The 26023-nt window shown below is 37.3% G+C and carries 20 protein-coding genes and 1 tRNA gene; 16 read left to right on the top strand and 5 right to left on the bottom strand.

Annotated elements, in window-relative coordinates; translation table 11 throughout:
• Positions 1 to 30 precede the first annotated feature (30 nt).
• Positions 31 to 1008 (bottom strand): GNAT family N-acetyltransferase, encoded by a 978-nt coding sequence (locus tag J0L69_12000; protein MBN8693909.1) that lies wholly within the window; start codon positions 1006 to 1008, stop codon positions 31 to 33.
• 25 nt (positions 1009 to 1033) lie between these two features.
• Here J0L69_12000 and J0L69_11995 point away from each other — a divergent pair, with 25 nt between their 5' ends.
• From J0L69_11995 to J0L69_11970, 6 genes are all read left to right on the top strand, one after another.
• Positions 1034 to 2077: a glycosyltransferase gene (locus J0L69_11995; protein MBN8693908.1), complete on the top strand. Its 1044-nt coding sequence runs from the start codon at positions 1034 to 1036 to the stop codon at positions 2075 to 2077.
• On the top strand, positions 2077 to 3030 hold the full coding sequence (locus J0L69_11990) for an NAD-dependent epimerase/dehydratase family protein (protein ID MBN8693907.1): 954 nt from the start codon (positions 2077 to 2079) through the stop codon (positions 3028 to 3030). Before J0L69_11995 ends, J0L69_11990 begins: the two co-directional genes overlap by 1 nt.
• A gap of 1 nt (position 3031) precedes the next feature.
• Entirely contained in the window at positions 3032 to 4915 is a 1884-nt protein-coding gene (gene asnB / locus J0L69_11985) for an asparagine synthase (glutamine-hydrolyzing) (GenBank protein MBN8693906.1), read from the top strand.
• A gap of 3 nt (positions 4916 to 4918) precedes the next feature.
• Positions 4919 to 6061: a glycosyltransferase gene (locus tag J0L69_11980; protein MBN8693905.1), complete on the top strand. Its 1143-nt coding sequence runs from the start codon at positions 4919 to 4921 to the stop codon at positions 6059 to 6061.
• A complete protein-coding gene (locus J0L69_11975) occupies positions 6061 to 6615 on the top strand; it encodes a WcaF family extracellular polysaccharide biosynthesis acetyltransferase (GenBank protein ID MBN8693904.1) in 555 nt (184 codons plus the stop codon). Before J0L69_11980 ends, J0L69_11975 begins: the two co-directional genes overlap by 1 nt.
• 181 nt (positions 6616 to 6796) lie before the next feature.
• Positions 6797 to 7174, top strand: a complete 378-nt coding sequence (locus J0L69_11970) for a DUF1987 domain-containing protein (GenBank protein ID MBN8693903.1) — start codon at positions 6797 to 6799, stop codon at positions 7172 to 7174.
• A gap of 4 nt (positions 7175 to 7178) precedes the next feature.
• On the opposite strand, the gene uvrB is transcribed toward J0L69_11970, so the two are convergent.
• Complete coding sequence (gene uvrB / locus J0L69_11965) at positions 7179 to 9203, bottom strand: excinuclease ABC subunit UvrB (protein MBN8693902.1); 2025 nt, start codon at positions 9201 to 9203, stop codon at positions 7179 to 7181.
• A 160-nt stretch (positions 9204 to 9363) separates the two neighbouring features.
• On the opposite strand from uvrB, the gene J0L69_11960 reads away from it, so the two are divergent.
• Genes J0L69_11960 through J0L69_11950 form a run of 3 tightly spaced genes read left to right on the top strand, consistent with a single transcriptional unit; the run spans position 9364 to position 11149 of the window.
• Complete coding sequence (locus J0L69_11960) at positions 9364 to 9948, top strand: LemA family protein (GenBank protein MBN8693901.1); 585 nt, start codon at positions 9364 to 9366, stop codon at positions 9946 to 9948.
• A gap of 15 nt (positions 9949 to 9963) precedes the next feature.
• Positions 9964 to 10398: a TPM domain-containing protein gene (locus J0L69_11955; GenBank protein MBN8693900.1), complete on the top strand. Its 435-nt coding sequence runs from the start codon at positions 9964 to 9966 to the stop codon at positions 10396 to 10398.
• 4 nt (positions 10399 to 10402) lie between these two features.
• Positions 10403 to 11149 carry a TPM domain-containing protein gene (locus J0L69_11950; GenBank protein MBN8693899.1) on the top strand — a complete coding sequence of 249 codons (747 nt, stop codon included), beginning with the start codon at positions 10403 to 10405 and terminating at the stop codon, positions 11147 to 11149.
• Between the two features lie 254 nt (positions 11150 to 11403).
• On the opposite strand, the gene J0L69_11945 is transcribed toward J0L69_11950, so the two are convergent.
• Both J0L69_11945 and J0L69_11940 read right to left on the bottom strand, forming a co-directional pair.
• Positions 11404 to 11679 (bottom strand): GIY-YIG nuclease family protein, encoded by a 276-nt coding sequence (locus tag J0L69_11945; GenBank protein ID MBN8693898.1) that lies wholly within the window; start codon positions 11677 to 11679, stop codon positions 11404 to 11406.
• Positions 11680 to 11734: 55 nt separating this feature from the next.
• Positions 11735 to 11809: transfer RNA gene (locus J0L69_11940), tRNA-Met, on the bottom strand.
• 205 nt (positions 11810 to 12014) lie between these two features.
• On the opposite strand from J0L69_11940, the gene era reads away from it, so the two are divergent.
• Together era and J0L69_11930 are read left to right on the top strand one after the other, a co-directional pair.
• On the top strand, positions 12015 to 12899 hold the full coding sequence (gene era, locus J0L69_11935; protein ID MBN8693897.1) for a GTPase Era: 885 nt from the start codon (positions 12015 to 12017) through the stop codon (positions 12897 to 12899).
• Positions 12900 to 12912: 13 nt separating this feature from the next.
• Positions 12913 to 13539, top strand: a complete 627-nt coding sequence (locus J0L69_11930; GenBank protein ID MBN8693896.1) for an endonuclease III — start codon at positions 12913 to 12915, stop codon at positions 13537 to 13539.
• Here the strand turns inward: J0L69_11930 and J0L69_11925 are convergent.
• Positions 13536 to 15281 carry an adenosylcobalamin-dependent ribonucleoside-diphosphate reductase gene (locus J0L69_11925; GenBank protein MBN8693895.1) on the bottom strand — a complete coding sequence of 582 codons (1746 nt, stop codon included), beginning with the start codon at positions 15279 to 15281 and terminating at the stop codon, positions 13536 to 13538. The genes J0L69_11930 and J0L69_11925 overlap by 4 nt on opposite strands.
• 113 nt (positions 15282 to 15394) lie before the next feature.
• Between J0L69_11925 and J0L69_11920 the strand changes: the two genes are divergently transcribed.
• The 5 genes from J0L69_11920 (at position 15395) to J0L69_11900 (ending at position 25744) form a co-directional block, all read left to right on the top strand.
• On the top strand, positions 15395 to 17254 hold the full coding sequence (locus tag J0L69_11920; GenBank protein MBN8693894.1) for a hypothetical protein: 1860 nt from the start codon (positions 15395 to 15397) through the stop codon (positions 17252 to 17254).
• 99 nt (positions 17255 to 17353) lie between these two features.
• Entirely contained in the window at positions 17354 to 21775 is a 4422-nt protein-coding gene (locus J0L69_11915; protein MBN8693893.1) for a hypothetical protein, read from the top strand.
• 92 nt (positions 21776 to 21867) lie between these two features.
• Positions 21868 to 22278 carry a hypothetical protein gene (locus tag J0L69_11910; GenBank protein MBN8693892.1) on the top strand — a complete coding sequence of 137 codons (411 nt, stop codon included), beginning with the start codon at positions 21868 to 21870 and terminating at the stop codon, positions 22276 to 22278.
• Between the two features lie 370 nt (positions 22279 to 22648).
• Positions 22649 to 25153, top strand: a complete 2505-nt coding sequence (locus tag J0L69_11905) for a T9SS type A sorting domain-containing protein (protein ID MBN8693891.1) — start codon at positions 22649 to 22651, stop codon at positions 25151 to 25153.
• A 135-nt stretch (positions 25154 to 25288) separates the two neighbouring features.
• Entirely contained in the window at positions 25289 to 25744 is a 456-nt protein-coding gene (locus tag J0L69_11900; protein MBN8693890.1) for a hypothetical protein, read from the top strand.
• Positions 25745 to 26023: the final 279 nt, after the last annotated feature.

The following is a 26023-nucleotide window of genomic DNA, read 5'->3' as shown; positions in this document are numbered from 1 at the left end:
ACCCGTGAATATGCGCCTTAAAATTCAATTTTACCAGGTGTCAATGTCAGCCCTGCCAATGTTCCACACTGAAGCATTTGTAACAGGGAGTTCTTTTTTTAAGGGTTTTATAATGAAGAATATTTTATTTTCTATTTTTTTGAAACCAGCGTCTCGAAAGTATTTTTGTATTTCAGGAGTTTGAAAAGTTTCATTAATAGCAATAGATATCATCGATACACAGGCTGTTTTCCATATTGTTTTAATCAATTCAGTAATGGCGTTATTTACTTCTTCTTTACTTTTTTCATCAAATCGAATACTGCCAATTACCAACTCATTGATTAGTTTTTTTCTCACCTGTATTTTAAGATCAAAAACAACTGTTTTCTCACCCTTGCTGTAAGTATATTGGTAATAGCTATCAGGCTCGTATACCAATTGTTTCTTCCATTGTCTGAATTCAGACTCTTCAGATAAATGAATGGCATTTAAAGCGTCAAATCCATATTGATATTTTGTCTCAGAAAAATATTTACTTAGTTTCTTTTTTGAAAACAGTATCCCGAACGGATTTATCAACTTAACATACCACTGTAAATTGAATAGATTATCCCATCCGTTTTTTATGAAACTGTTAAATGAGGCTTGCACCGGAAATCCCATTAAAAAATCAACCTCTTTCCCAATAGGATTTTCATGAATAAAGTTCAGCATGCGTGCAAATAAACGTTTGCCTCTGTATTCAGGGTGTACAAGCGAATTCCCGGATTGGTAGGATTTGTATGTTGAATTATTGTAACAATAAGGCCAATAAAAAAACGATTGGAAACCGACAACTTTCTCGCCGTCGAGCGCAACAATCTGTATGCACTTTTCCTTTTGATAAGGGTGATCATATAAACGTGACATAAATTTACCGAACTCAACATCTGAGATTTTATATTCAAGCTCAAATAATTTAGCCACTTGTTGTTTCATGTGTGGTTCATAGAGCTGAATACGTATGTTGTCAGAATTATTTGTCACAATTTAATGTATATTTGTATAGCGCATGCCTTCTCAGAAAAATATCCTCGTACTCTATACCGAATTGGCTTATTATACGGTTAAATGTTTTTCTGAATTAGCGACAGCCTTCGATGTAAATATACATATTTTACGACAGCCTGTAAATAAAGCAGCGCCTTTCAAGTTCGAATTAAGCCATCCTAACATTCACTATCACAATGCTCAGGATTATGATTTGGAAAAACTCCTGAAATTGTATAAGGAACTTAAGCCTCAATTAATTTACTGCGCCGGTTGGACCAACAAAACCTATCTTAAACTTTGTAAATTAAAGCATGGTGAATGTAAAACATTATTAGGTTTTGATACTCCTTGGAATGGATCATTGAGACAACAAGCAGGTGTTATTTATTCAAAAGTGTTTATTACTCCGTACTTTAATTATGCTTTTGTCCCGGGTAAAACTCAGGCTGTTTTAGCCGATAGAATGGGATTTTGTGAAAATCAAATTATCAGGGGGGCTTATTCGGCGGATGTCGACTTATACGCTAAGGCAAATTCAAATAACGATCGACCAAAAGTGCTATTGTTTGTGGGACGTTATGCTCCGGAGAAATGGATTGATCAACTTTGTTCTACCTTTCTTAAGTTGAAAGGTAATGGCGAATTGACCGATTGGAAGTTGCATTGTATTGGAGTAGGTTCCTATCAAATTCCTGTTCATGAAAGTATAGTAGATTTAGGTTTCAAGCAACCGGATGAGTTGGTAGAGGAAATACAAAACGCCGGTATTTTTATCTTACCAAGTGTCTTCGAACCATGGGGTGTTGTGGTTCATGAAATGGCCGCAGCCGGCCTACCTTTAATTTTAAGCGATGCCGTGGGTTCTTGTGAGGTCTTTCTGGTCGATGGAAAGAACGGTTATTCTTTTCCATCAGGGAATATCCAAATTATGGAAGAAGTGATTAAAAAAATGTGTAATTTAAATCCTGAAACGTTAAGGAGTATGGGTACAGAAAGTCAAAAATTGGCAAATACAATCACTCCGACAATTTGGGCTCAAACTTTATATAAACTAATTGCGTAATGCCTCACAGTAAAAAAATATTAGTAACAGGCGGTGCCGGAAACATCGGGAGTGCTCTGGTAAAACGATTAATTACAGATAAGGAAAGTCTTGTGGTGGTGGTTGATAATTTAAGTACCGGTAATATCGAAAAGCTTCCGCATGCCGATAATCTTCGTTTCGTAAAAGCGGACTGTAATGATTTTTCCCAGCTTTCTCAAGTGATGTATGCCAATAATTTTGATTATGTTTTTCATTTGGCAGCAGTGGTGGGAGTTCAACGCACTCAAGCAAACCCTATCTTAGTATTGAATGATATCGACGGGATAAAAAATGTTCTTACCCTTTCAAAAAACGGAAATGTAAAACATGTTTATTTTTCGTCTTCTTCTGAAGTGTACGGGGAGCCTGTTGAAATTCCGCAAAACGAATATAGCACACCTTTGAATTCACGTGTGCCTTACGCTGTGGTGAAAAATGTAGGCGAGTGTTTTTTTAGAAGTTACTGGCAGGAATATCAATTACCTTATACCATCTTTCGTTTTTTTAATACATACGGACCAAATCAAAGTACTGATTTTGTGATTCCTCGCTTTTTGGCAGCAGCATTAAAGAACCAAAATATTACAATTTACGGTGATGGTTCACAAACACGTACCTTTACTTATGTGGATGATACTATTGAAACCATGATGAGTATCTTTAATAAGGGTTTATTAAAGAATGATGTGGTTAATATAGGCAGCGATAAACTGATGACCATTTTGGATTTGGCAAAATCAATTATTGCAATTACAGGTTCAAAATCTCAGATTGAATTTTTACCGCCTTTAAAGGAAGGGGATATGACAAGACGTCAACCCGACAACAGTAAAATGCGTGAAATTTTGGGTAGAGAGCTTGTGACGCTTGAACAGGGTATTAAAAACCTGATGAAAGATGATTTATTCTTACAACTAACAGGTGTGAAATAACATGTGTGGCATAGCCGGATTCACAACTACTCAAACCTCTTCCAATTCGTATAATGATGCTATAGCATCCATGGTAAATGCCATGAAGCATCGCGGACCCGACGCGCAAAATTCGTGGTGCAACGATTCGGTTTATCTCGGACACGCTCGTTTATCCATTATTGATTTAAGTGAAGCTTCTAATCAACCAATGTTGAGTGCCGACGGACGTTATGTGATCGTTTATAATGGAGAATTATATAATTACCGTGAATTAAAGTTAGAATTACAGCGCGTTTCGTTCGGTAGTAAGGAGCAGGCTTATTTTTTTAAAACCAATTCAGACACCGAAGTTATACTAGCTGCTTACAGTCGTTGGGGTGCCTCCTGCTTGGATAAATTCAACGGGATGTACGCATTTGCTTTGTACGATACTCAAAATAATTCTTTGTTCATAGCGCGCGACAGAATGGGAATTAAACCTCTTTATTACAGTGTCAATAATAAACAATTGGTTTTCGGGTCTGAAATAAGAACTTTATTAAACTCGGGTTTTGTACAGCGTAAGTTAAATAAGGCCGTGCTTAACGAGTATTTTCTCTATCAAACCGTACACGCGCCTAATACGATTATAGAGGGTGTGAAAATGTTAATGCCTGGAACGTATTTGACCTGGAAGAATGGTGAAATAAAGCAATTCAGATATTGGAACAGTAATGATTTTGCGAAGGAATCCGAAGCTTTGGATTATAAATTAACCTGTAAGAAAACAGAGGAGTTATTATTTAAAGCCGTAGAAAGAAGGTTGGTAGCTGATGTTCCGTTTGGTGCTTTTCTTTCGGGAGGAATTGATTCCAGTGCTGTTGTCGGAATCATGAGTAAACTCTCCTCGCGTAAAGTAGAAACATTCAATGTCTCATTTGATGAAAGTGAATTTTCCGAATCTAAATATGCGAAGAAGGTTTCTGAATTATTTAACACACAACATCACGAAATTAAATTAAAACCGCAGAATTTTTTAAATCAGTTGCCAAGCGCACTGAATGCTATTGATCATCCTTCAGGAGATGGTCCTAATACTTATGTGGTTTCAAAAGCAACAAAGGAAGCCGGAATTACCATGGCGCTATCCGGTTTGGGTGGCGATGAATTATTTGCCGGCTACGATGTGTTTAAGCGAATGAAGTCGGTCGACTCTAAAGCATACTTGAATATTTTTCCATCATGGTTAAGAGCTGTTCCTGCCTCTCTGATTAAAGCTAAAAACAAATCGGTTGCAGGTGATAAACTATTTGAAGTGTTAACGCAGGAAAAGTTTTCAGTGAAAGAGGTGTATCCTGTTTCCAGAAAAATATTTTCTAAGCAGCAAGAAAAATTACTCTTAAGAAAAAATGAGAATCCATTAAAGGATATAATCGGAATGATCAAGAAGCCAGACGCTAATCATCTGTTATCTTACGTTTCTTTATTGGAAATGAATACGTACATGCAAAATATTTTATTGCGTGACACCGATCAAATGAGTATGGCAGTTGCATTAGAAGTACGTGTGCCGTTCTTAGATTATAAGTTAGTGGAGTTTGTGTTATCGGTAAATGATGAGCACAAATTTCCGCACAGCCCGAAAAAATTATTAATTGATTCCTTAAATAGTTTGTTGCCAGGTGAAATTATTAATCGCCCTAAAATGGGCTTTACTTTACCGTGGTCAGATTGGATGAAAGGCGAATTGAAAGCATTTTGCGAGGAGAAAATAAGAGCACTTTCCAAACGCGATTTCGTAAATGAAGGTGCAGTGATAGATTTATGGGAGCAATTTCTGCATGACAATAAAAAAGTAACATGGTCGCGCCTTTGGCATTTAATTGTATTTGAAAATTGGTTACAAACAAATCAAATCGAGTAATACTTGAAAAAGAAAAACATAGTTGTACTCATAGATTGGTATTTGCCTGGTAACAAAGCAGGCGGACCGGTTAAATCGGTGTACTCGATGTTGAGTTTACTTAAGAACGAATATAACTTTTCGGTTATCACTACCAATCATGATTTAGGCTCAACCGTTCCCTATAAAGGAATTAAACCTAATTCATGGAATTCATATGATGGTATTCCTGTTTATTATTTCTCGAAGGAAGGATTAAAGTCTAAGAATTTAATTGAGCTAATCAATTCTTTACACCCGGACATTGTTTATCTCAATAGTTTTTGGTCGTATTATTTTTCATTGCTTCCGTTGCGTGCCGAAAAATCCGGTAAGTTGAAGTGTGATTTGGTTTTGGCACCTCGTGGTATGTTAGGAAAAGGCGCTTTGTCAATTAAACCTTTGAAGAAGAAATTGTTTTTGTCTCTCTTAAAATTCGTGAATCTGCACTCAAAAGTAGTGTTTCATGCCACAATGATGGATGAAGAAAAGGAGATAAAAGGTTTTTTCAGAAAGGCAAATGTGAGAGTAGCGGCTAATATTAATTCTACACCTATTCTAAAAAACAAAAGCATTACAAAGCATAGGGGGACAGTCAGATTTTTTTATTTATCCCGTGTCGCCAAAGTAAAAAATCTCCATTATGCACTTCAAATGTTGTTAGACATGCCAAGTGATGCTGATATAACGTACGATATTTATGGATCAATGGAAGATAAGGTATATTGGAAGGAGTGTGAACAGATCATAAAGCAATTACCTGCTTCAGTAAAAGTGACCTATAAAGGAGAATTAAGTTTTGAAGAAGTACAGCCCGTTATCTCCAACTATCACTTTTTATTATTGCCAACTTTAAATGAGAATTTCGGACATTCTATAGCGGAAACGTTGCGTAGTGCTTGTCCGGTTATTATAAGTGATCATACGCCTTGGAATGGTATAAATAAAGCGAAATGTGGCTATGCATTAGATTTAAAGAATAAAACGAAATTTAAGGAGGCATTACTGGACGCCATACAAGCTGACGAAAAGGAATATGCTTCAATGTCGCAAAATTGCATTAATTTTATGGAGCAGCACACCAATTTCGAAAAGGATAAGGATGCGTACAAAAAATTGTTTAGTTAATGAGCACCAAAACTGATTTATCAAAATTCAACAATTCCTGGTATAAGCCGGGCGGGAATGTGTTTACACGTATGATTTGGTATTTCGTGAATGCAACCATTATTAATTCTTACATGCCATTTAGTTCCATTAAAATATTTTGGTTAAGAATGTTTGGCGCAAAAATCGGAAGCGCTGTAGTAATTAAACCGAAAGTAAATATTAAATACCCTTGGCGTTTAAAAATCGGTAACAACACATGGATTGGTGAAAATGTTTGGATAGATAATTTGGATGATGTAGAGATAGGTAATAATGTTTGTATTTCACAAGGTGCTATGCTGCTTTGCGGAAATCATGATTATAAAAAAAGCAGTTTTGATTTAATAATAGGTAAAATTATTCTGGAAGACGGATCTTGGGTAGGCGCGAAGGCAGTTGTTTGTCCTGGCACCACCATGAAAACACATTCTGTTTTAACGGTTGGTTCGGTAGCTTCAGGCACTTTAGAGTCATATTCTGTTTACAGCGGCAATAAGGCTGTGAAGGTGAAGGAAAGAAGCCTTATTAACTAATTGTTCAAATCTATAAGGTAGTTTAACTCAACCTTTTTTAGATATTAGCGTATAATGTGATGAAACATTATTCTATCAAATGTTAATAATTGATTTACAGCACGTTGCGATTTGTCCAATTTTTAGAGTGTTTCGTCGTTTATTTAGATTTTAAACAGATTTAGATTTTATATTTGTATCAATGTCAGACAATAAATACATCATACCAAAGACTAACCAAACTCCTTTAGTGGAATTTGACACCTTAAACGGTACTTTAAGTATGCATGGAAAAATGGTACCTGAAAATCCAATTGATTTTTTTGAAAAGGTGACTCAGTCTGTCGACGATTACTTAAAAACAAATCCGGCAAAGCTTGAAATAAACGTACGTTTAGATTATTTCAATACCGTTTCATCAAAAATGCTTTCAAAATTCTTCCGTAAGGTTACCACTGAGCATAAGCCCACCCTCAATTGGTTTTATGAGAAAGATGACGTGGAATTAAAAGAGGCAGGAGAAGATTATTCTCAAATTTTGAATTACCCAATTAATGTAATTGAATTGGATGAAGAATAGTCAATTATTCTTTCTCTTTCAATAATTTTTCCAAACTGTACATTTCATCACGTAATCTTGCCGCTTCGGCAAAGTCCATTTCTTTAGCAGCACGCAACATAGCGCTTTTTATTTTCGCGATTTGTTTTTTAAGTTCTTCACCACTCATGTATTGAACCACCGGATCGGCAGCCACATTAATTTCTTCACTTTCTGCATACGCTCTTATTAATTTTCCGTCTACCGTTACTTCAACACCGGAGTTAGGTGTGAGTAAAGCTTTTTTACCGGCTTGTGTTGGCGTAATGCCGTGCTTAAAGTTATATTCAATTTGCTTTTGTCTTCTTCGTTGTGTTTCATCAATGGTAAACTGCATGCTCTTCGTTATCTTATCGGCATACATGATTACCCGTCCATTCACATTTCTTGCAGCGCGTCCAACGGTCTGCACCAAGCTCCTTTCATTTCGTAAAAACCCTTCTTTATCCGCATCCAATATCGCTACTAAGGAAACTTCAGGTAAATCCAAGCCTTCACGCAATAAATTAATTCCAACCAATACATCAAACATACCAACGCGTAACTGTCTTAAAATTTCTACACGATCTAAAGTGTCTACTTCCGAATGAATGTAACGGCAGCGCACATTTAATTTGGTTAAGTATTTAGTGAGCTCTTCTGCCATGCGTTTAGTCAACGTAGTAACTAATACACGCTCGTCTTTCTCTACTACTTTATGAATCTCATCCAATAAATCATCCACCTGATTCAAACATGGTCTTACTTCTATCAACGGATCTAATACGCCGGTTGGTCTGATTAATTGTTCAACTACTACTCCTTCTGCTTTTTGTAATTCATAATCGGCCGGCGTGGCACTCACATAAATGGTTTGATTGACGAGCGTTTCAAATTCCTCAAATTTAAGCGGACGGTTATCCAATGCGCTTGGTAAACGGAATCCATATTCCACTAAATTTTGTTTGCGCGATAAGTCACCACCAAACATGGCACGCACTTGCGGTATGGTAACATGGCTTTCATCAATGATCAATAAATAATCATTCGGAAAATAATCCATTAAGCAAAACGGACGAGTACCTGCTTGTCTGCCGTCGAAGTAACGAGAATAATTTTCAATACCACTGCAGTAACCTAATTCACGGAGCATTTCCAAATCATAGTTTACACGCTCTTCCAAACGTTTTGCTTCTAAAGTTTTTCCAACCGATTTAAAATACTCTACCTGTTTCACCATGTCTTCCTGAATCATGTGCATTGATTTTTGCAATGTATCAGGAGCAGTTACGAAGATGTTTGCAGGATAGATGTTAAAGCCCTCAAATTTTTCAATCACATATCCGTTCGCGGGATCAAATGTTTCAATACTTTCTATCTCATCGCCAAAAAAGCAGATACGAACGCTATGATCGGCATACGCTAAATTTACATCTACCGTATCGCCTTTCACTCTAAAATTTCCTCTCTGGAATTCCGCTGTTGTTCGGCTATATAAGGCACTTACTAACTGATGCAGAAATTTATTTCGGGAAATTAACTGCCCAACTTTTACGGTGATAACATTTTTCTTAAAGTCTACCGGATTCCCAATTCCGTAAATACACGACACAGAAGACACAACAATAACATCTCTTCTGCCCGAAAGCAGAGAAGAAGTGGCGCTCAATCTCAACTTTTCAATTTCGTCATTAATGGCTAAATCTTTTTCAATGTATGTGTCGGTAGTTGGTAAATAAGCTTCTGGCTGATAGTAATCGTAATAACTCACAAAATATTCTACAGCATTATTCGGAAAGAACTGTTTGAATTCACTGTAAAGTTGCGCCGCTAAAGTTTTATTATGACTCAGAATTAAAGTAGGTCTGTCAACATTTTTAATAACGTTGGCAGCTGTAAACGTTTTTCCGGAGCCGGTAACACCCAAAAGCACCTGATTTTTTGTATCGTTGAGAACGCCTTCCGTGAGTTGCCTGATAGCTTCCGGTTGATCACCCGTAGGTTGAAATTCAGATGTTAGATTGAAAGGCATTTTGCAAATTTACGGAATAAAAATCTTTAAGCCGCGGAGCGCATTGTAAATAATCAGGCTTAACATTCTTTAAATAATTCGTTGATGTTTTTCGCCGTTTATCCGAATTTCCTGTCAGAGCTATCTTTATTTAGTGTAATTTTGATTAAAATTTAAAATTATGAGTAAAGGATTAATTACAGCAATTGTATTTGGTTTAATAGTAATGTTTGGCGGCTTTTGGGCTTGCAATAAACGTAATGGATTTGTTGGCTTACGCGAAGACGCAAAAGCACAATGGCAACAAGTAGAGAGTCAGTATCAGCGAAGAATGGATTTAATTCCAAATATCGTGGCTACTGTAAAAGGTGAGGCTAACTTTGAAAAAAGCACATTAGAAGCAGTGGTGGCAGCTCGTGCATCTGCTACACAAGTAAAAGTAAATTTAGACGACATCAATGAAGCGTCTATCGCGAAGTATAAAGCAGCTCAAGGTGAATTAAGTAATGCTTTAGGCCGCTTATTAATGGTGACCGAAAATTATCCGAATTTAAAATCGAATCAGGCTTTTTCTGATTTGCGTGTTGAATTGGAAGGTTGCGAAAACCGAATTGCGACTGAGCGTATGAAGTATAATAATCTGTCACGTGATTATAACAAAGCCATTCAAATGTTCCCGGGTAGTTTGCTAGCCGGTGGATTTGCACCGATGGCATATTTTGAAGCCGAAGCAGGTGCTGAAAAAGCGCCTAAAGTTGAGTTTTAATATTTCAAAGTAATGATTACAGCAGCGAAAAACTTTTTTAGTAAAGAAGAGCAACAACGTATTGTTGATGCCATCCGCGAAGCCGAAAGAAATACTTCCGGAGAAATTCGCGTACACATCGAAAATTTTTGTTTCGGTGACGCACTAGAAAAAGCTAAAAAAGTTTTTCGCAAGCTGGAAATGCAAAACACAAAAGACCGCAACGGAATTTTGATTTATATAGCGGTGGTGAGCCGGAAGATGGCGGTGATAGGAGATGAAGGAATTCACAAACAATTGGGAAATGACTATTGGAATAAAATAGTGAAAGAAATTGTTGACGGGTTTGCACATAATCATAAGGCCGACGGATTAACGAAGGGTATTATTGAGTGCGGAGAAAAGCTTAAGCAATATTTTCCTTATCAAAGTGATGATAAAAATGAATTAAGCGACTCCATTTCCTTTTAATCCTATGAAGCGCATTATATTTTCACTTCTTGTATTTATCTCTTGTCTGGGTGTAGCTCAGGTAGCACCTCGTCCTAGTCCGCAAAAGTTATATAATAATTTATCTGCCGAGTTTCCTAACTTCCTGAGTGCTTCAGAAGCAGAAACGATTGAGCAAAAGTTGGTCAATTTCAGTCGTGAAACGAGTAATCAGATTGTTGTTGTAATTGTTGATGATTTCGGTGGAACGGATGCGGCAACTTACGCCACTCAATTAGGGACAGAGTGGGGTGTAGGTAAAAAAGAAGCTAATAACGGTATTGTTATATTAATTAAGCCTACCGAATCAGATGGCGGTCGCGATTTATTTATTGCCATTGGTTATGGATTAGAAGGAGCAATCCCTGATTTAGCCACGAAAAGAATACGCGAAGATGAGATGTACCCTTATTTAAAGAGAGGGGAAAATTACACGGCGATAAATAACGCTACCGATAAGTTAATGGCTTTAGCCAAAGGCGAGATTGATGTTAAGGATTATTCAAAACAAAGAAGTGCCGACAGTTGGTTTAAAACCATAATGATAATATTAGTAATTATTGGTTTTGTTTGGATAATGAGTGGAAAGGGTGGTGGAGGAGGAACAACGTATAGCAGTGGAAGATATTATGGTGGTGGTGGGTTTAGCAGCGGCAGAAGCTCCGGCGGTGGCGGTTTTGGTGGTTTTGGTGGCGGAAGTTTTGGCGGTGGCGGTTCGGGAGGGAAGTGGTAAACGAATAAAATAAAAAACCCAGACAATTGTCTGGGTTTTTTTCTTTGGTAGCGGGAGAGTGATTAATAGCATTGATCACTTAATAAAGGCTTTAACTCAACGAAAACCAATCACGCGCTAGCGTGATTGTGTTTTTTATTTTTTGCCTTTCGCTCAAGCATAGCTTGGCTCAGGCTCAAAATAAAAAACCCATCGGTTACTCCGATGGGTTTTCTTTGGTAGCGGGAGAGTGATTCGAACACCCGCCCTTCCCATTAGGGAAGGGTATGAGCCCATTGAGTTAAAAAATCATTTATGATAGTGTTTTTAATAATTGAACCCCTTCCGGATTTATAATATTTTTCTTTTTTCAGGGCTTCTTCTTTGCTGCTAAAGAACTCAACATGTATCACAATCCAAGGTCGATAATGTCTTGTACTGTCTTTGCCAAAGATATTATGGGAGGCAAATCTTAGAATAAGATTGTTGGTATATCCGGTATAGTTTCTTTTGGATGTTGGTGAATATAAAATGTAAACTACATATTCCATACATTATACTATGTAAGCCAAATAAAAAAACCTAGGCTTTTGCCTAGGTTTTCTTTGGTAGCGGGAGAGTGATTCGAACACCCGACCTTTGGGTTATGAGCCCAACGAGCTACCCCTGCTCTATCCCGCACTATATTTTTAATTTCAAAAGAACTTTTTTTTTAGTTTTCTAACCCCTGTGGCGAGGTTTACTCGCCATCGCGAGTGTAACCTCGCGACTCTATCCCGCACTATATTTTTAGTTAAAGAACTGACTTGTTTAAATTAAGTTGTTACCTTAATTCGGGGGCAAAGATATATTTACTTTCTTTGTAAACAAAATAAATCTTATTAACATCACTCTACAATCACATAAAGCAGGCTTTGTCAACATTATAGGTTGTCCAAACGTGGGTAAATCTACCCTTATGAACGCGCTTATTGGCGAGCGTTTAAGTATTATTACCTCTAAAGCACAAACCACCCGTCACCGTATTATGGGTATTGTTAGCGGTGAAAATTATCAAATAGTATTTTCGGATACACCGGGTATTCTCAAACCAAATTACAAGTTGCAAGAGAAAATGATGCAATTTGTAATTAGTGCACTTAGTGATGCCGATGTTTTTTTGCTTATAACAGATGTATTTGAGGATATTGAATTACAACCCGAGTACGTTGAGAAGCTTCGTAAAACAAGTACGCCAATTCTTTTGCTAATTAATAAAGTGGATGCCGCTACCCAGGAGAAGGTTGCCCAAAAGGCAGAAGAGTGGAAGATTAAATTACCGAATGCACAAATATTAGCTATTTCAGCACTTGAAAAGTTTAACCTTGATCAGGTAATGAATAAAATTATTGAGTTGCTTCCTCCCGGGGAGCCATTCTACGATAAAGATCAATTAACGGATAAACCGGAACGTTTCTTTGTAAGTGAAATTATTCGAGAGAAAATATTACTCAATTACAAGAAGGAAATACCTTATAGTGTTGAGGTGATTGTGAATTCTTTTAAAGAAGAGCCTAACATTATTCGTATACAGGCTGATATTTTAGTGGAGCGTGATAGTCAAAAAGGAATTATCATCGGGCATAAAGGTGAAGCACTGAAAAAATTGGGAACCATGGCGCGTGAGGAAGCGGAGAAGTTTTTTGGAAAGAAAATTTTTCTTGAACTATTTGTGAAAGTGGATAAAGATTGGCGTAGCAACGATAATCGATTAAAGCATTTTGGATATTAATAAAATAAAGTAAATGGCCACCGATTGGAAAACAGCATTCGCGCCCTTAATAAAAAAATATAGGGGTAAACATCATCCTCTTAATTACGAGAATTTATATCAATTGTTGGTTGTGGTAGTTTTGTCTGCGCAAGATTCAGATAAGCACATTAACGAAATTGCTCCGGCTTTTTTTAAGGCTTTTCCTGATATGCCTTCTCTTGCAAAAGCAAATGCTGAATCTCTTTATCCGTTCATTGGTAAAGTGCGCAATTTTGGTAATAAAACAAACTGGCTGCTTAAGTTAGCTCAAATAGTAAAGACAGATAAAAACATTCCGCTTAGTATGGAAGAACTTACAAAACTCCCGGGAATTGGCAGGAAGTCGGCGAATGTGATTATGCGAGGAGCAGGTGTGAAGGCGGAGGGCGTTATTGTTGACTTACATGTTGTGCGCGTTGCACCGCGAATTGGTATTGCGAGTGGAACTGATCCAAAAAAAATCGAACTGCAAATCATGCAGCATATCCCTGAGAAGGATTGGGGAGAAGTAGGAATGGCTATTTCTTTTTTAGGTCGGGAAATATGTAGACCAACTAATCCAAAGTGCGGTGATTGTGTGATGAAAAGCGCGTGTGCTTATACAAAAACTTTACTTTAATTCACGCATACTTTACACGAACCTTGATTTTCTGTTTCCTCAGTTCCGCTATGTAAAACTTGTTGCGATTTTGAACCATAGCGATAAATTGTAATTCCTTTGGCTTTATTTTTCCAGGCAGTTAAATAAGCGTTTTCAACGTCTGTCACTGTTGCACCGCCCGGTAAATTAATGGTTTTTGATACGGCATTGTCGGTGTGCTTCTGAAAGGCTACCTGATGTTGAATGTGCCAGTATGGTTCAATCTCTAAGGATGTTTTAAATAATTCTTTTATTTCATTCGGCAAACCTGTGTTTTGAATGGAGCCTGATTTTTTTATTTCGGAAACAATTTCATCCGTTAATAAATTCTTCCGTTTTAAATAAATTAAACACGCTTCATTTATTTCGGTGAGGGTTTCGTTATTCAATACATTCTCTCTGTGAATTGCTAATGCAAATAATGGTTCAATTGAAGAACTGGTTCCTGCAATGATTGAAATGGTTCCGGTAGGAGCAATACTTGTTCTTGTTGCATTTCTAAGTTTAACATTTTCATTGTAGATGCTATTATCCCAATTTTTGAATACGCCTCTTTCTTCCGCTAATTTTTGAGACGCATCAAAACTTTTCTCATTGATAAATGCCATCAGTTCTTCTCCTAGCTTCACCGCTTTTTCGGAGGCATAAGGAGTTTCTAACTTAATAAGTAATTCGGCCCAACCCATAATGCCTAATCCTATTTTACGATTGCCTTTCACCATCGTTTTTATTTCGGGAATTACATAATTGTTTACTTCAATTACATTATCCAAAAAACGAATAGCCGTTGTAATACATTTTTCTAATCGTTCGTAATCTATTTTGTTTTTCTTTTCATCGTAAAATTTGGCAACATCTATCGAACCTAAATTACAGGCTTCATACGAAAGTAAAGGAACTTCTCCGCAGGGATTTGTGCAAGTAATAGCTCCAATCTTCGGAGTAGGGTTGCTTTCGTTAATCGTGTCTAAAAAGATTAATCCGGGGTCGCCGGTGAGCCAGGCATTAGAGATGATTTTATTCCATAATGCACGCGCCGGAATACTTTTGATGCTTTTTCTGCTAATCGGATGTTTCAATTCCCAATCTGCATTTTTTTCTACTGCAATCATAAATGCATCTGTTATGCCAACCGAAATATTAAAATTGCTGAGAACACCTTCCACATTTTTTAGTTCAATGAATTCTTCAATATCCGGATGGTCAATATTCAAAATGCCCATATTAGCACCTCTTCTTTTTCCGCCTTGCTTGATGTTGTCTGTTGCAGCATCAAAAATTTTCATGAATGAAATCGGACCGGTAGAGTAACCATGGCTCGAATTAATAAAATCACCGTTGTGTCTTAAGGCTGAAAAATTAAAGCCGGTACCACCGCCGCTTTGTTGAATAAGGGCAGTATTCTTTAATGTGGTAAAAATATCTGCAATACTATCTTCAACCGGTAATACAAAACAAGCGCTTAATTGATTCAAGGGCAGACCGGCATTCATAAGAGTAGGTGAGTTGGGAAGAAATTCCAAGCGACTCATAACTGCAAAGAATTCCTTTTCCCAATACAACTGTTGTTCTGAGTTGTTAAGTAGATGCTCGGCATTAGCAATATGATGCGCTACTCGCTTAAAGAGTTGCTCGGGTGTTTCCACAATGCTTCCATCGGAATTCTTAAGTAGATAACGACTTTCTAAAACTCTGAGGGCATTTGCGTTTAATGTTTTCATTGGTCTACTAAAATTAGTAAAAAACAGGCCGAATTCCTAGGCTCGTCTTATGATTTTTAGCAGTAAGCTAATTGCTAAATTATCTTAAAATTATTGGCTATCTTCGTTAACAAATGAGTCGTATCGCACAATTGAAATCTTACTTCAATAAAGAACGCCTGATTATTCTTGGGGTTGTTTTTGTGCTTTACTTTAACGCCCTTAAAAATGGTTACTCGTTGGATGACTCGATTGTTACGCAACCTGAGAATCTCACCGCCCAAGGACTAAAAGCAATTCCGAAAATTCTCAAATCATTTTATATCGGAAGCTCCGAAGATTATCAGTTCGATTATCGTCCGCTTGTTAAAATTTCATATGCCATCGAGCACGAATTATTTGAAGTAAAGCCCGGCACATCCCACTTTTTTAATCTTTTGCTTTATGTCATTAGTTTGTTTTTGTTTTATCGTTTACTACAACTTTTATTCAAAGATTATAATCCGAATCTACCGTTTTATATAACCTTGTTGTTTGCAGCCATGCCAATTCATACCGAAGTGGTTGCCAGTTTAAAGAATCGAGATATCCTGCTAAGTTTTATATTTAGTATGGCAGGATTTAAAGCCTATTATTATTTTTACGAATCAGGTTTTAAAAAATGGCAGTATCTTATTTTTTCTGTTGTTCATTTTTACCTGGCTTTTCTGTCGAAGTTTGATGCTTTACCTTTTATAGCCATCATTCCTGCTGTGTTTTTTGTGAAGGATTCGGGTCGATTTAAATGGATCGCATTAAGCATTGTGGCGATGATTGTTTCATTGTATTTATTTAAGGCAACTAAGAAGGGCATGATTGCGATAGAAGAAACCAAGCGTGTGTTATACTATTTCGAAAATCCTATGTACTTTAATAAAGGGATGCTGCACCGCGTCATTGCCATGTTTAACTCGCTCGGTTTTTACATCGTGCAATGCGTGTATCCGATTAAGCAAGTATGTTATTACGGCTACGACACCATTACAATTCTTAAAATTGGAAGCTATGGATGGTTGGGAATTATCGCTTTTCCTGCTTTAGCTTATGGCGTAATAAAATCTTTTTTGAAGAAAGACTTAGTAATATTCACCGGACTATTTATGTTTTGCGCCTCTTCTTCTATGTATTTAAATTTTGTAAAACCCGCAGTAGGAATTGTTGCCGATCGTTTCGCGTTTTTTTCATCAGCCGGAATTGCCATCGCTGCGGTGGGACTGTTATTTAATTATTTTAAATCAAAAGATCTTCCTAAAAACATAAAAGCTGTTGGGATCATCGTTTTGATATTGTTTTCCTATTCTATTATTACCCGCGTGGCAGACTGGAAAGATATTAATACCATAGTTGATGCGGATGTGACGAAATATCCAAACAACGCTTATCTGAATTATAAAAAGGGTATGCAAATTGTAAAAGAAGTAGAAAAATTCGGAGCCCAGGCAACACCCGAACAACGTAACGCTGCATTATCAATGGCACGACAATGTTTGGAAAAGTCAATTGAAGTTGAACCTAATTATGCGAACTCTAGAAATTATTTATCATATGTGTTGGTTTATCTGATTAATGACTTCAATGCAGCTTTGCCGCATATCAATGCATCTTTGGCCTATAAAGAGAATACGGAATTATACTATTATAAAGCTATAGTGATGCGCGAAACAAATCACAAGGACAGTGCCGAGTACTATTTAAAGAAGTGCATCGACATGGATATCGCGTTTTATAATGCGTATGGTTTATTGATGTACGACTATAATCAAAACAAGCAATTCGATAAAAGTTTAAACATGTTCCAAAAGGCATTGGATGCCGGTTTGGAAACGGAGGCTATTTATCAAGGTTTCGCTAAAACCTACGAAGCCATGGGCGATACGGCTAAGGCTAAAGAAAATTACCGGGAAGTTGTAAAGCTTAACCCTTCCAATACCGAAGCTGCCCAAAAGCTTAAATAGGGTCTTTTCTCCTCTCATAAAAAATATTTTAGAGCCTGTTTATGGAATTCTAAAGCCTCCTGCATCTCTATAGAAAAGTTTAACCTTAATACTATAGATATGCAAACCACTAAAACCAAAAAGTTCACCCACATCTTTGCAGTGGCAGCCATTACTGCCAGCGTTGTGGCTTGGATTACGCCTGCTTCGATTTATCAGGCGGCGGCCGAAAATGACTTTATTAAGTCATTAAAAAAGAAATTAACCGAGTATAATGCACACGCGCCTGAAGACCGCGTGTATCTGCAATTGGATAAACCTTTTTACCAACCCGGCGATGATATTTGGTTGGCCGCTTATGTGCGTGATGGTTTATCATTAAAGCCTTCGGATAAAAGCGATATCGTGCATGTGGAGTTAATCAGTCCGAAAGGAACCGTTGAGAAAAAAATCAACATTATTGCTAAAAACGGTAAAGCAGCCGGTGATTTTGCCTTAGATAAGGAAGCCTTAGGTGGTTTGTATAAAATTCGTGCGTACACTAATTGGATGAAAAATCAAGGCAACGAGAATTATTTTGAAAAAGAAATTCAAGTGCAGGATGTGGTATTGCCGAACTTAAAAATGAAACTGGATTTTGAAAAGAAAGCCTTTGGTGCCGGCGATGAAGTTATTGCGAAGTTGGAGTTAAATACCAATGAAAATAAACCATTATCCGATTATAAGATTAAAGTGGTTGGTAATTTAAACGGACAAAAATTTGTGGAGAAAGCTGATGTGACGGATGAGAATGGTATGCGCTATATCAAATTTAATTTACCAAAGGATTTAAAAACAAATGATGGTTTATTAAATGTGATGATTGATTATAACGGAAGTACCGAAAGTATTTCGCGTTCTATTCCCATTGTATTAAATAAAATTGATTTTACTTTATTCCCGGAAGGTGGCGATATGTTATGCGGTATGCCTAACCGTGTAGCTTTTAAAGCGCTTAATGAATTCAATAAGCCTGCAGATGTAGAAGGTGAAGTTGTGGATGCTGAAGGAAATAAATTGACTTCTTTCTCTAGTTTTCATCAAGGTATGGGAGCCTTTAATATTACGCCTGTTCTAGGAAAAGACTATTTTGTAAAAATCACAAAGCCGGAAGGTATAAAGGAAACGTATAAATTACCGGAAGGATTAAATCGTGGATACGCTCTGTCGGTAGATAATTCAAATCCCGGAGAAGTTACGGTGAACGTTAATACCACTGAAAAGGAAGAGTTAGCTGTTGTAGCACAAATGCGTGGCAAATCTTACTATACCACTTTAGTAAATGCAAAACCCGGTAGCAACAAATTTGTTTTTTCTACTGAAAACTTTCCGGTGGGTGTGGCGCAAATCACTTTATTTGATTCAAAAGGTATTGCACGCGCTGAGCGTTTAAGCTTTGTGAATAAAGATCGCCAATTAAAAATCTCTGTGGAAACAGAAAAAGAAAAATATTTACCACGCGAGAAAGTGAAAATGACGATCACAGTTCGTGATGAAAAAGGATTACCGATGCCGGCTAATTTATCGATGTCGGTTGTGAATGATCAGTTACTGTCTTTTGCGGATGATAAATCAGGCAATATTTTATCTCAACTTTTATTGCAGCAAGACATCAAAGAAAAAATTGAGGAGCCCTCATTTTATTTTAATAACAAAGAACCAAAGGCGGATAAAGCCTTAGATTTTGTGATGATGACTTCAGGTTGGCGTCGTTTTTCCTGGGAAAAAGTAATGGAAGATGAATTACCTGTAATTAATTATTTAGGTGAGCGCGCCTTAATTGCCGGTACGGTTTATAACGGAGAAAACAGTACGCCAATAGCCGGCGTAAAAGTAAAAGTTTATAATGGTGTGGAGGTAGAAACAGATGCTAACGGTAAATTCCTTTTAAAGAAAGTGGATTTAACGGCACCCGTTACATTATCTTTTAATAATGATGGTTATTATACCCAAACACAATATTTGTACGACTACAATCAAAACATGACTTTGTATATGTACAAGAAAAATTACAACTATGGTTATTATAAAAATCGCTCTCGCACTAAATCTTCTTCAGCTCAGGATTGGGATGAATTAGCTGCTGTTCCTGTATCAGAAGCTTCCGGTGGAGCAGGGGAAGGAAAAGCAATGAGAATGGAAAAGGCGCCAATGATGCCCGGTAATGCATTAAAGAAGGGAGATGGTCCGGTTGGAAATGCAAAACCACAAGATATAATTGTGGCAGATCAAAAACGCGATAAAGATGTTGCGAAGGAAGAAGCAGCGAAAGTAGTTGCATCAAGTGTTGCCGATCGTCGTTTTGATAACAAGAAAAAGGCAGCCTTAGATGACATGGAATTTGAACAACAGCAACAACAAATTCAAACCTATTACCGTGCCCGTGTTTACTACGCGCCAAAATACGAGAACCAACAAAATGTAGAAACACGTACGGATTTCCGTAATACCATTTATTGGAATCCAAATGTAGAAGTAGGTTACAGCGGTAAAAAAACAATAGAGTTTTATACTTCTGATGATATTACTTCATTCCGCACTACTATCGAAGGATTAAGCAACGATGGTTCCATTGGCCGTACCGAGAAAAATTTCTTTACGCAATTACCTTTTGCTATGAGTACAAAAATTCCGGTGGAAGTGGCTACAGAAGATTTCGTTTCCATTCCTTTGACTTTAAAAAATAATACAAACGGACCTTTAGGTGGTGTGATTAGTATCACCGCTCCTGATGGATTAAAAGAATTGGCAACGATTCCTTCTATTCAAACGATTATGCCGGGTGCAGCAAAAACCATTTATTTAGATTATAAAGTATTAGATAAAATTGGTTACGGTGAATTTGTAATTGGTTTCAAAGCCTGCGGACTAGGCGATGAGTTCAAACAAAAAATTAAAATTGCACCGAAGGGATTCCCTGTTCAGGCTTCTTTCTCAGGACAAGAAGTAGAGAAGGAATATACCTTTGAAGTGAATAAATTAGTGAATGGTTCATTAAAGGCAACTTTTACCGCTTTCCCGAATGTAGTGAGTGATTTAATGAAAGGTGTAGAAGGAATTTTACAAGAACCTTATGGTTGTTTCGAACAAACTTCATGTACTGCTTATCCTAATGCTATGGTGTTAGATTATATGAACGCAACCGATAGCAAAGACACAAAAACATTAGCGAAAGCAACCGATTTATTAAACCGTGGCTATAAACGCTTAACCACATTTGAAGCGAGCAACAAAGGTTACGAATGGTTTGGCGCGAATCCCGCACACGAAGGTTTAACAGCTTATGGTTTGATGGAATTTATGGATATGAAAAAAGCAGGACAAGATGTGGATGAGAAAATGTTGGAGCGTACGGCTAAATGGTTAATGGGTCAGAAAGATGGAAAAGGTGGATTTGCAAGAGAGAAACACGCGTACCATGATTTCGGAAGAATTAGTGATGATGTATTGAACGGATATATTGTGTATGCATTAAGCGAAGCGGGTTATACGGATATCAAAAAAGAATTTGAAACAGCTTATAACAAAGCAAAGGACACCAAAGATCCTTACTTGATGGCGATGGCAGCAAACGCGGCTTATTCTTTAAAAGATAACGCGAAAGGGAATGAAATGATGAATTTGTTATTGAACAAGCAAGATAAAGACGGAAGCTTTACAGGTTCAACACACAGTATTACTTATTCGCAAGGAAATTCTTTAACGATTGAAACGACTGCCTTAAGTATCATGGCGATTTTAAAGTCACAAGAGAAGAATGCAGGTGCATTAAGCAAAGCGGTACAATTCTTAACGAGCACGCGCAGCGGCTCCGGTGTATTCAGCTCAACACAAGGAACAATTTTAGCTTTGAAATCCTTGACTGAGTTTGCAAAGTTCAGCAAGAAAACCACGGAAGACGGAACCATTGTACTTTATATTGATGGAAAGAAAGTAGCAGAGAAAGAATACAAAGCGGGTGATAAAGGTGAAATTACTTTAGCCGGATTGGAAGAACACATTAAAGGCGATGGCAAACATACTTTAAAAGTGAAATATGTAGGTGTAAAAACGCCGCTCCCTTATTCAGTGGCCGTTAACTGGAGTACTTCTTTACCGAAGAGTGATAAAGAATGTGTGATTGATTTACAAACTAAATTGGCAAGCAACAAAGCGAATGTAGGTGAGACGGTACGTTTAACTTCTATCATCTCAAACAAGAAGAATGAAGAAGTGCCAAGTACAATGGCGATTATCGGAATTCCTGCAGGATTTAGCGTGCAACCATGGCAACTAAAAGAATTGCAAGAGAAAAAAGTGTTTGATTATTATGAAATCAAAGGCAATAACATCGCGATTTACTACCGTGGTATGGGACCAAAAGCCAGCAAAGAAATCAATTTGGATTTAAAAGCTGAAATGCCCGGTGTGTACGATGCGCCCGCTTCTACAGCTTACTTGTATTATATGAATGAATTCAAAACATGGACTGCTACCGATAAAGTAACAATAAGTAAGAGTTAAATAATCGTCATTGCGAGCAAAGCGAAGCAATCTTTAAAAAGGATTGCTTCACTCGGCGGAGCCTCCTTCGCAATGACGAAAACAAAAACAAAATGAAACTAAAAACTCCATACCAAAGCGATAAGAAGAGACTATTTCTCTTCTTATCTTTTATGTTTGTGTTTATGTTTTCGCAGGCAGAGAGCATCAACAAAGATTCCCTCAAATCCAAGTACGATATCAATGATCCACGCAATCCAAATTGTCCCTGTCACAAATACCAGAAGATAGCGGATGAAGAATACGAAAAATGGTTACGCCAACAAAGTAAAGAGCAGGGAATAGCAATTAGTAAATTGGATACACGCGAGGATAAATTAAAACGTAAAAGCATTTTTTCATTCACCAAACACAAAGCCAAGCGAAAAAGTAAAGCGCATCCGAAATTCAAAAAGCTCTTTGATATGAAACGCTATAAGTTTTGGAACCGCGTAACAAATACAACAGCTTGTTTTAAGTGGTAGAATTTTACTTTAGCTAACGTCTATTGCTGTCAGGTCGAGCGGAGTCGAGACCGGTTTTGAATCCACATCTCGACTACGCTCGATGTGACATTAAGAATAGAATGTCATTCCGACCGTAGGGAGGAATCTAATTCAAAAAGATTTCTCGCTGCCACACGAAATGACAATGGTTACAGAAAATGCTGTCAGGTCGAGCGGAGTCGAGACCGGTTCATGGATAAATTATCTGTTGAGTCGCTTCTCGACTACGCTCGAAGTGACAAAGGTTACTAAGTCTAAATCAATACAGCCAACTAATTCTGTTAAAACCATTCCTAGATTAGGGATGGTTTTTTTATTTTTTCTATCTTAAAGCATTAAAACCTATTTTATGAAAAAGACAATTACCTGCTTCCTGTTAATTTGTTCTTCCTTAATTTTTGCTCAACCTACTTCATTTTCCTCACGAGGCATTGGCGGTGGCGGCGCTCTTTTTGCTTGCTCCATTAATCCCGCTAACAATAGCGAATATTACATTGCCTGTGATATGGGTGAACTCTTTCATACCACTAACTTCGGATTAAGTTATAATCAAGTTCATTTTACTGAATTAATTGCAGGACATAACTCTAAAGTATGTTTTACCAGTTCCGTGGGTTTATTGTATTCCGTAAGCTATGCCAACAACATGGTTGTTCCAATGAAGAGTACAGATAATGGTGTAACCTGGTCGCCATTACCCGGTAATCCTGATAATAATGAAGAAACTTTTTCTATTGACGCAGATTATAATAATCCTAACCGCGTTATCATTTCCTATTACGGTGAAATTCATTTTTCAAATAATGGCGGCACTTCCTTTACACAAATTCACACAGCGGCAACAGCTGCCGGAAATGTAGTAGCAGGTGTGTTTTTCGATGGCAACAACATTTACATTGGAACCAACGATGGGGTTTTAATTTCAACTAACGGTGGTACAACATGGGCAACCGCTACCATCACCGGTTTACCAACCAACGAACGCATCTGGAGTTTTGCCGGAGCAAAAGTTGGCGCGGTGACTCGATTCTTTTGCATCACCGCTGATGTGGCAGATATTTATGTGGGCGTTGTAGGTTCTGATTATTTCAATTATCCGAAAGGAATTTATTCAGTAGATTATGGAAGCGGTAATTGGGTTTCAAAAAGTACGGGTATCAATTTCACAACTACCTATCCTATGTTTGTTGGAATGGCTACTAACGATATTAATACGGTATATGTAGCCGGAAGTAATTCCATTTCTGAACCGATTGTTTTAAAAACAACAAACGCCGGCACTTCATGGGCTAATACATTTAATACAACGGGTAATGCCAATATTATTACAGGGTGGAGCGGACAAGGCGGCGATCGTGGTTGGAGTTACGGTGAATGTCCGTTTGCTTTAGCAGTAGCTCCCAATAATGCTAACTCAGTTATCTTCGGTGATTTTGGTTTTGTGCATAAAACAAACAACGCGGGTACAGGATGGCAACAAGCTTATATCAATACAGCAGGACAACATCCGGCTGGAGCGAATACACCGCCGAATCAAAATTGTCAGAGTATAGGAATTGAAAACACAACTTGCTGGCAAGTACATTGGATCAACTCGAATAATATGTGGTCGTGTTTTTCTGATATAAGAGGCATACGCAGTACAGATGCAGGAAGTTCATGGTCGTTTAATTATACAGGGCATACCGGGAATTCGGCTTATCGTGTTGTACAACATCCAACCAACGGCACTTTGTTTATGGGAACTTCTAACATACACGATATTTATCAAAGTACCTATTTACAGGATTCTCGTTTGGATGTAACGGATGCGAATGGAAAAATTATGTATTCTACAAACAATGGCGCTACCTGGCAAAATTTACGTGTGTTTAATCATCCTGTTTTTTGGATTGCCTTAGATCCTAATAATCCGAACCGTGCTTACGCGAGCGTTATTCATTATAATGCCGGTGCAGGAATTGGTGGTGTTTACATGACAAATGATTTAAATAATTTAGCCACATCTTCCTGGACCTTATTACCAAATCCACCGCGTACAGAAAAACATCCGGCAAGTATTGTGGTGTTGAATGACGGTAACATGGTGTGTACTTATTCGGGAAGAAGAACATCGGGAGGTGCATTTACGGCGAGCTCCGGAGTATTTATTTATAATCCAACTTCTAATACATGGACGGATGTATCGCATACCGGTATGTATTACTGGACAAAAGATATTGTGGTGGACCCGAATGATCCTACACAAAATACATGGTATGTGGGTGTGTTTAGCGGGTGGGGCGGACCACCTAACGGTCTGGGGGGACTGTACAAAACAACCAACAGAGGAACAAGCTGGACGAAGTTAACAGGTACAACTATTGACAGAGTGGCTTCATGTACCTTTAATCCCAATAATGCCAATCAGATTTATTTGACAACGGAAGGACAAGGTTTATGGATTAGCCATAATATAAATGCGGCTACACCTACATTTTCGATGGTGCCGAGTTATCCGTTTCAGCAACCGGAGCGTGTGTTTTTTAATCCTTACAATACCTCCGAAATTTGGGTGACCAGTTTTGGAAATGGCATGAAAACAGGAACCGTAACAGTGACAGGTCTTCCGGAATTCAAAAACGAAGAGAGTGGAGTAGTAACATATCCAAATCCTGCCAAGGATGTGTTGAATGTTTTGGTTAAAGAAAATAAAATCGAGAAGTTAGAATTGTACGATGTAATGGGACGACTGTTGCTGAATGAAACAGAACAGAACACATTAAACATTTCTCAATTACCAAATGGAACCTATGTAGTAAAAGTTTACACGTCTAATGGAATAGAAAATAAAAAGGTTGTGGTGAGTAGGTAGAGGTTTTATATAAGAGTAAGGCAATAGCGTATGATAATAATTTAAAATACAAATTGAGGAATGGAAATTAAACTTGAAGTATTAACACTTTATAGATATTTTGCTTATGCTGCTCAGATGCGTGCTTTATTTCGTATGGAGACAAAAACTGATTGGATTAAATCAATGGATGGCGATGAAGCAAATTTGATTGGTTTTTTTTATTCAAAGGCAGGATTGTATCTTTTATACTCCTATTCAGGAATTTATTTGGTTATTGAAGGATGGAAGGAGTTAAAATTAAGTGATGAAAAAATAGACAAGCTAATATCTTCTCCCTATTTGGAACGCTTGCGACGATTTCGAAATGCTACCTTTCATTATCAAAAGGAGCCTTTAAGCATGAAACATTTGGATTTCTTCGGTACAGAAGAAGAAAAGACGGAAGTTTGGTTGAATGAAGTATATAATGAGTTTGAAAGATATTTCATGTCTATTAGAATGGAAATGCCTGAACAGTTAAAAATCGAGATTAAGGAAAAAAATCCTACAGAAGTTACTCAATTGATTCATAAGTATTTTGATAATCTCAAAGAGAATAAGAAAGAATAATATAAAGTATGTAATACAAATGTCTCCTATAAATTGTGATTAAGATGGATTCTTTTGATTTAGTTGATTTATTATTGCTACATCATGTGCCAAATGATACTTATTCGATTAACATTTATATCTTAAAAAATATGGAAGCAAAAAAAGTAGCGGTTGCTGGGTAAATATTACGGTTTTATTGATGTTTTTGAACAAACTATAAATCAATAGTAGTCCGCAGCTCAATTCCATTATTTGTCACAAAATTGGATTTTGATTATCAGGGTATTATTTCTCTAT

The sequence above is a fragment of the Bacteroidota bacterium genome, assembly GCA_017303905.1.
Taxonomy (GTDB): domain Bacteria; phylum Bacteroidota; class Bacteroidia; order B-17B0; family Aurantibacillaceae; genus JAHEYG01.
Note: the sequence above shows the minus strand (reverse complement) of the source record. Positions and strands in the feature narration are given on the sequence as shown.

What these genes read in the sequence shown, in the direction of transcription:
- asnB (MBN8693906.1), top strand. Translation starts at nt 3,032, where the DNA reads ATGTGTGGCATAGCCGGATTCACAACTACTCAAACCTCTTCCAATTCG.
- J0L69_11930 (MBN8693896.1), top strand. Translation starts at nt 12,913, where the DNA reads ATGGCCACCGATTGGAAAACAGCATTCGCGCCCTTAATAAAAAAATAT.
- J0L69_11960 (MBN8693901.1), top strand. Translation starts at nt 9,364, where the DNA reads ATGAGTAAAGGATTAATTACAGCAATTGTATTTGGTTTAATAGTAATG.
- uvrB (MBN8693902.1), bottom strand. Translation starts at nt 9,203, where the DNA reads ATGCCTTTCAATCTAACATCTGAATTTCAACCTACGGGTGATCAACCG.
- J0L69_11910 (MBN8693892.1), top strand. Translation starts at nt 21,868, where the DNA reads ATGAAACTAAAAACTCCATACCAAAGCGATAAGAAGAGACTATTTCTC.
- J0L69_11970 (MBN8693903.1), top strand. Translation starts at nt 6,797, where the DNA reads ATGTCAGACAATAAATACATCATACCAAAGACTAACCAAACTCCTTTA.
- J0L69_11945 (MBN8693898.1), bottom strand. Translation starts at nt 11,679, where the DNA reads ATGGAATATGTAGTTTACATTTTATATTCACCAACATCCAAAAGAAAC.
- J0L69_11995 (MBN8693908.1), top strand. Translation starts at nt 1,034, where the DNA reads ATGCCTTCTCAGAAAAATATCCTCGTACTCTATACCGAATTGGCTTAT.
- J0L69_11915 (MBN8693893.1), top strand. Translation starts at nt 17,354, where the DNA reads ATGCAAACCACTAAAACCAAAAAGTTCACCCACATCTTTGCAGTGGCA.
- J0L69_11975 (MBN8693904.1), top strand. Translation starts at nt 6,061, where the DNA reads ATGAGCACCAAAACTGATTTATCAAAATTCAACAATTCCTGGTATAAG.
- J0L69_11920 (MBN8693894.1), top strand. Translation starts at nt 15,395, where the DNA reads ATGAGTCGTATCGCACAATTGAAATCTTACTTCAATAAAGAACGCCTG.
- J0L69_11905 (MBN8693891.1), top strand. Translation starts at nt 22,649, where the DNA reads ATGAAAAAGACAATTACCTGCTTCCTGTTAATTTGTTCTTCCTTAATT.
- J0L69_11900 (MBN8693890.1), top strand. Translation starts at nt 25,289, where the DNA reads ATGGAGACAAAAACTGATTGGATTAAATCAATGGATGGCGATGAAGCA.
- J0L69_11990 (MBN8693907.1), top strand. Translation starts at nt 2,077, where the DNA reads ATGCCTCACAGTAAAAAAATATTAGTAACAGGCGGTGCCGGAAACATC.
- J0L69_11950 (MBN8693899.1), top strand. Translation starts at nt 10,403, where the DNA reads ATGAAGCGCATTATATTTTCACTTCTTGTATTTATCTCTTGTCTGGGT.
- J0L69_11925 (MBN8693895.1), bottom strand. Translation starts at nt 15,281, where the DNA reads ATGAAAACATTAAACGCAAATGCCCTCAGAGTTTTAGAAAGTCGTTAT.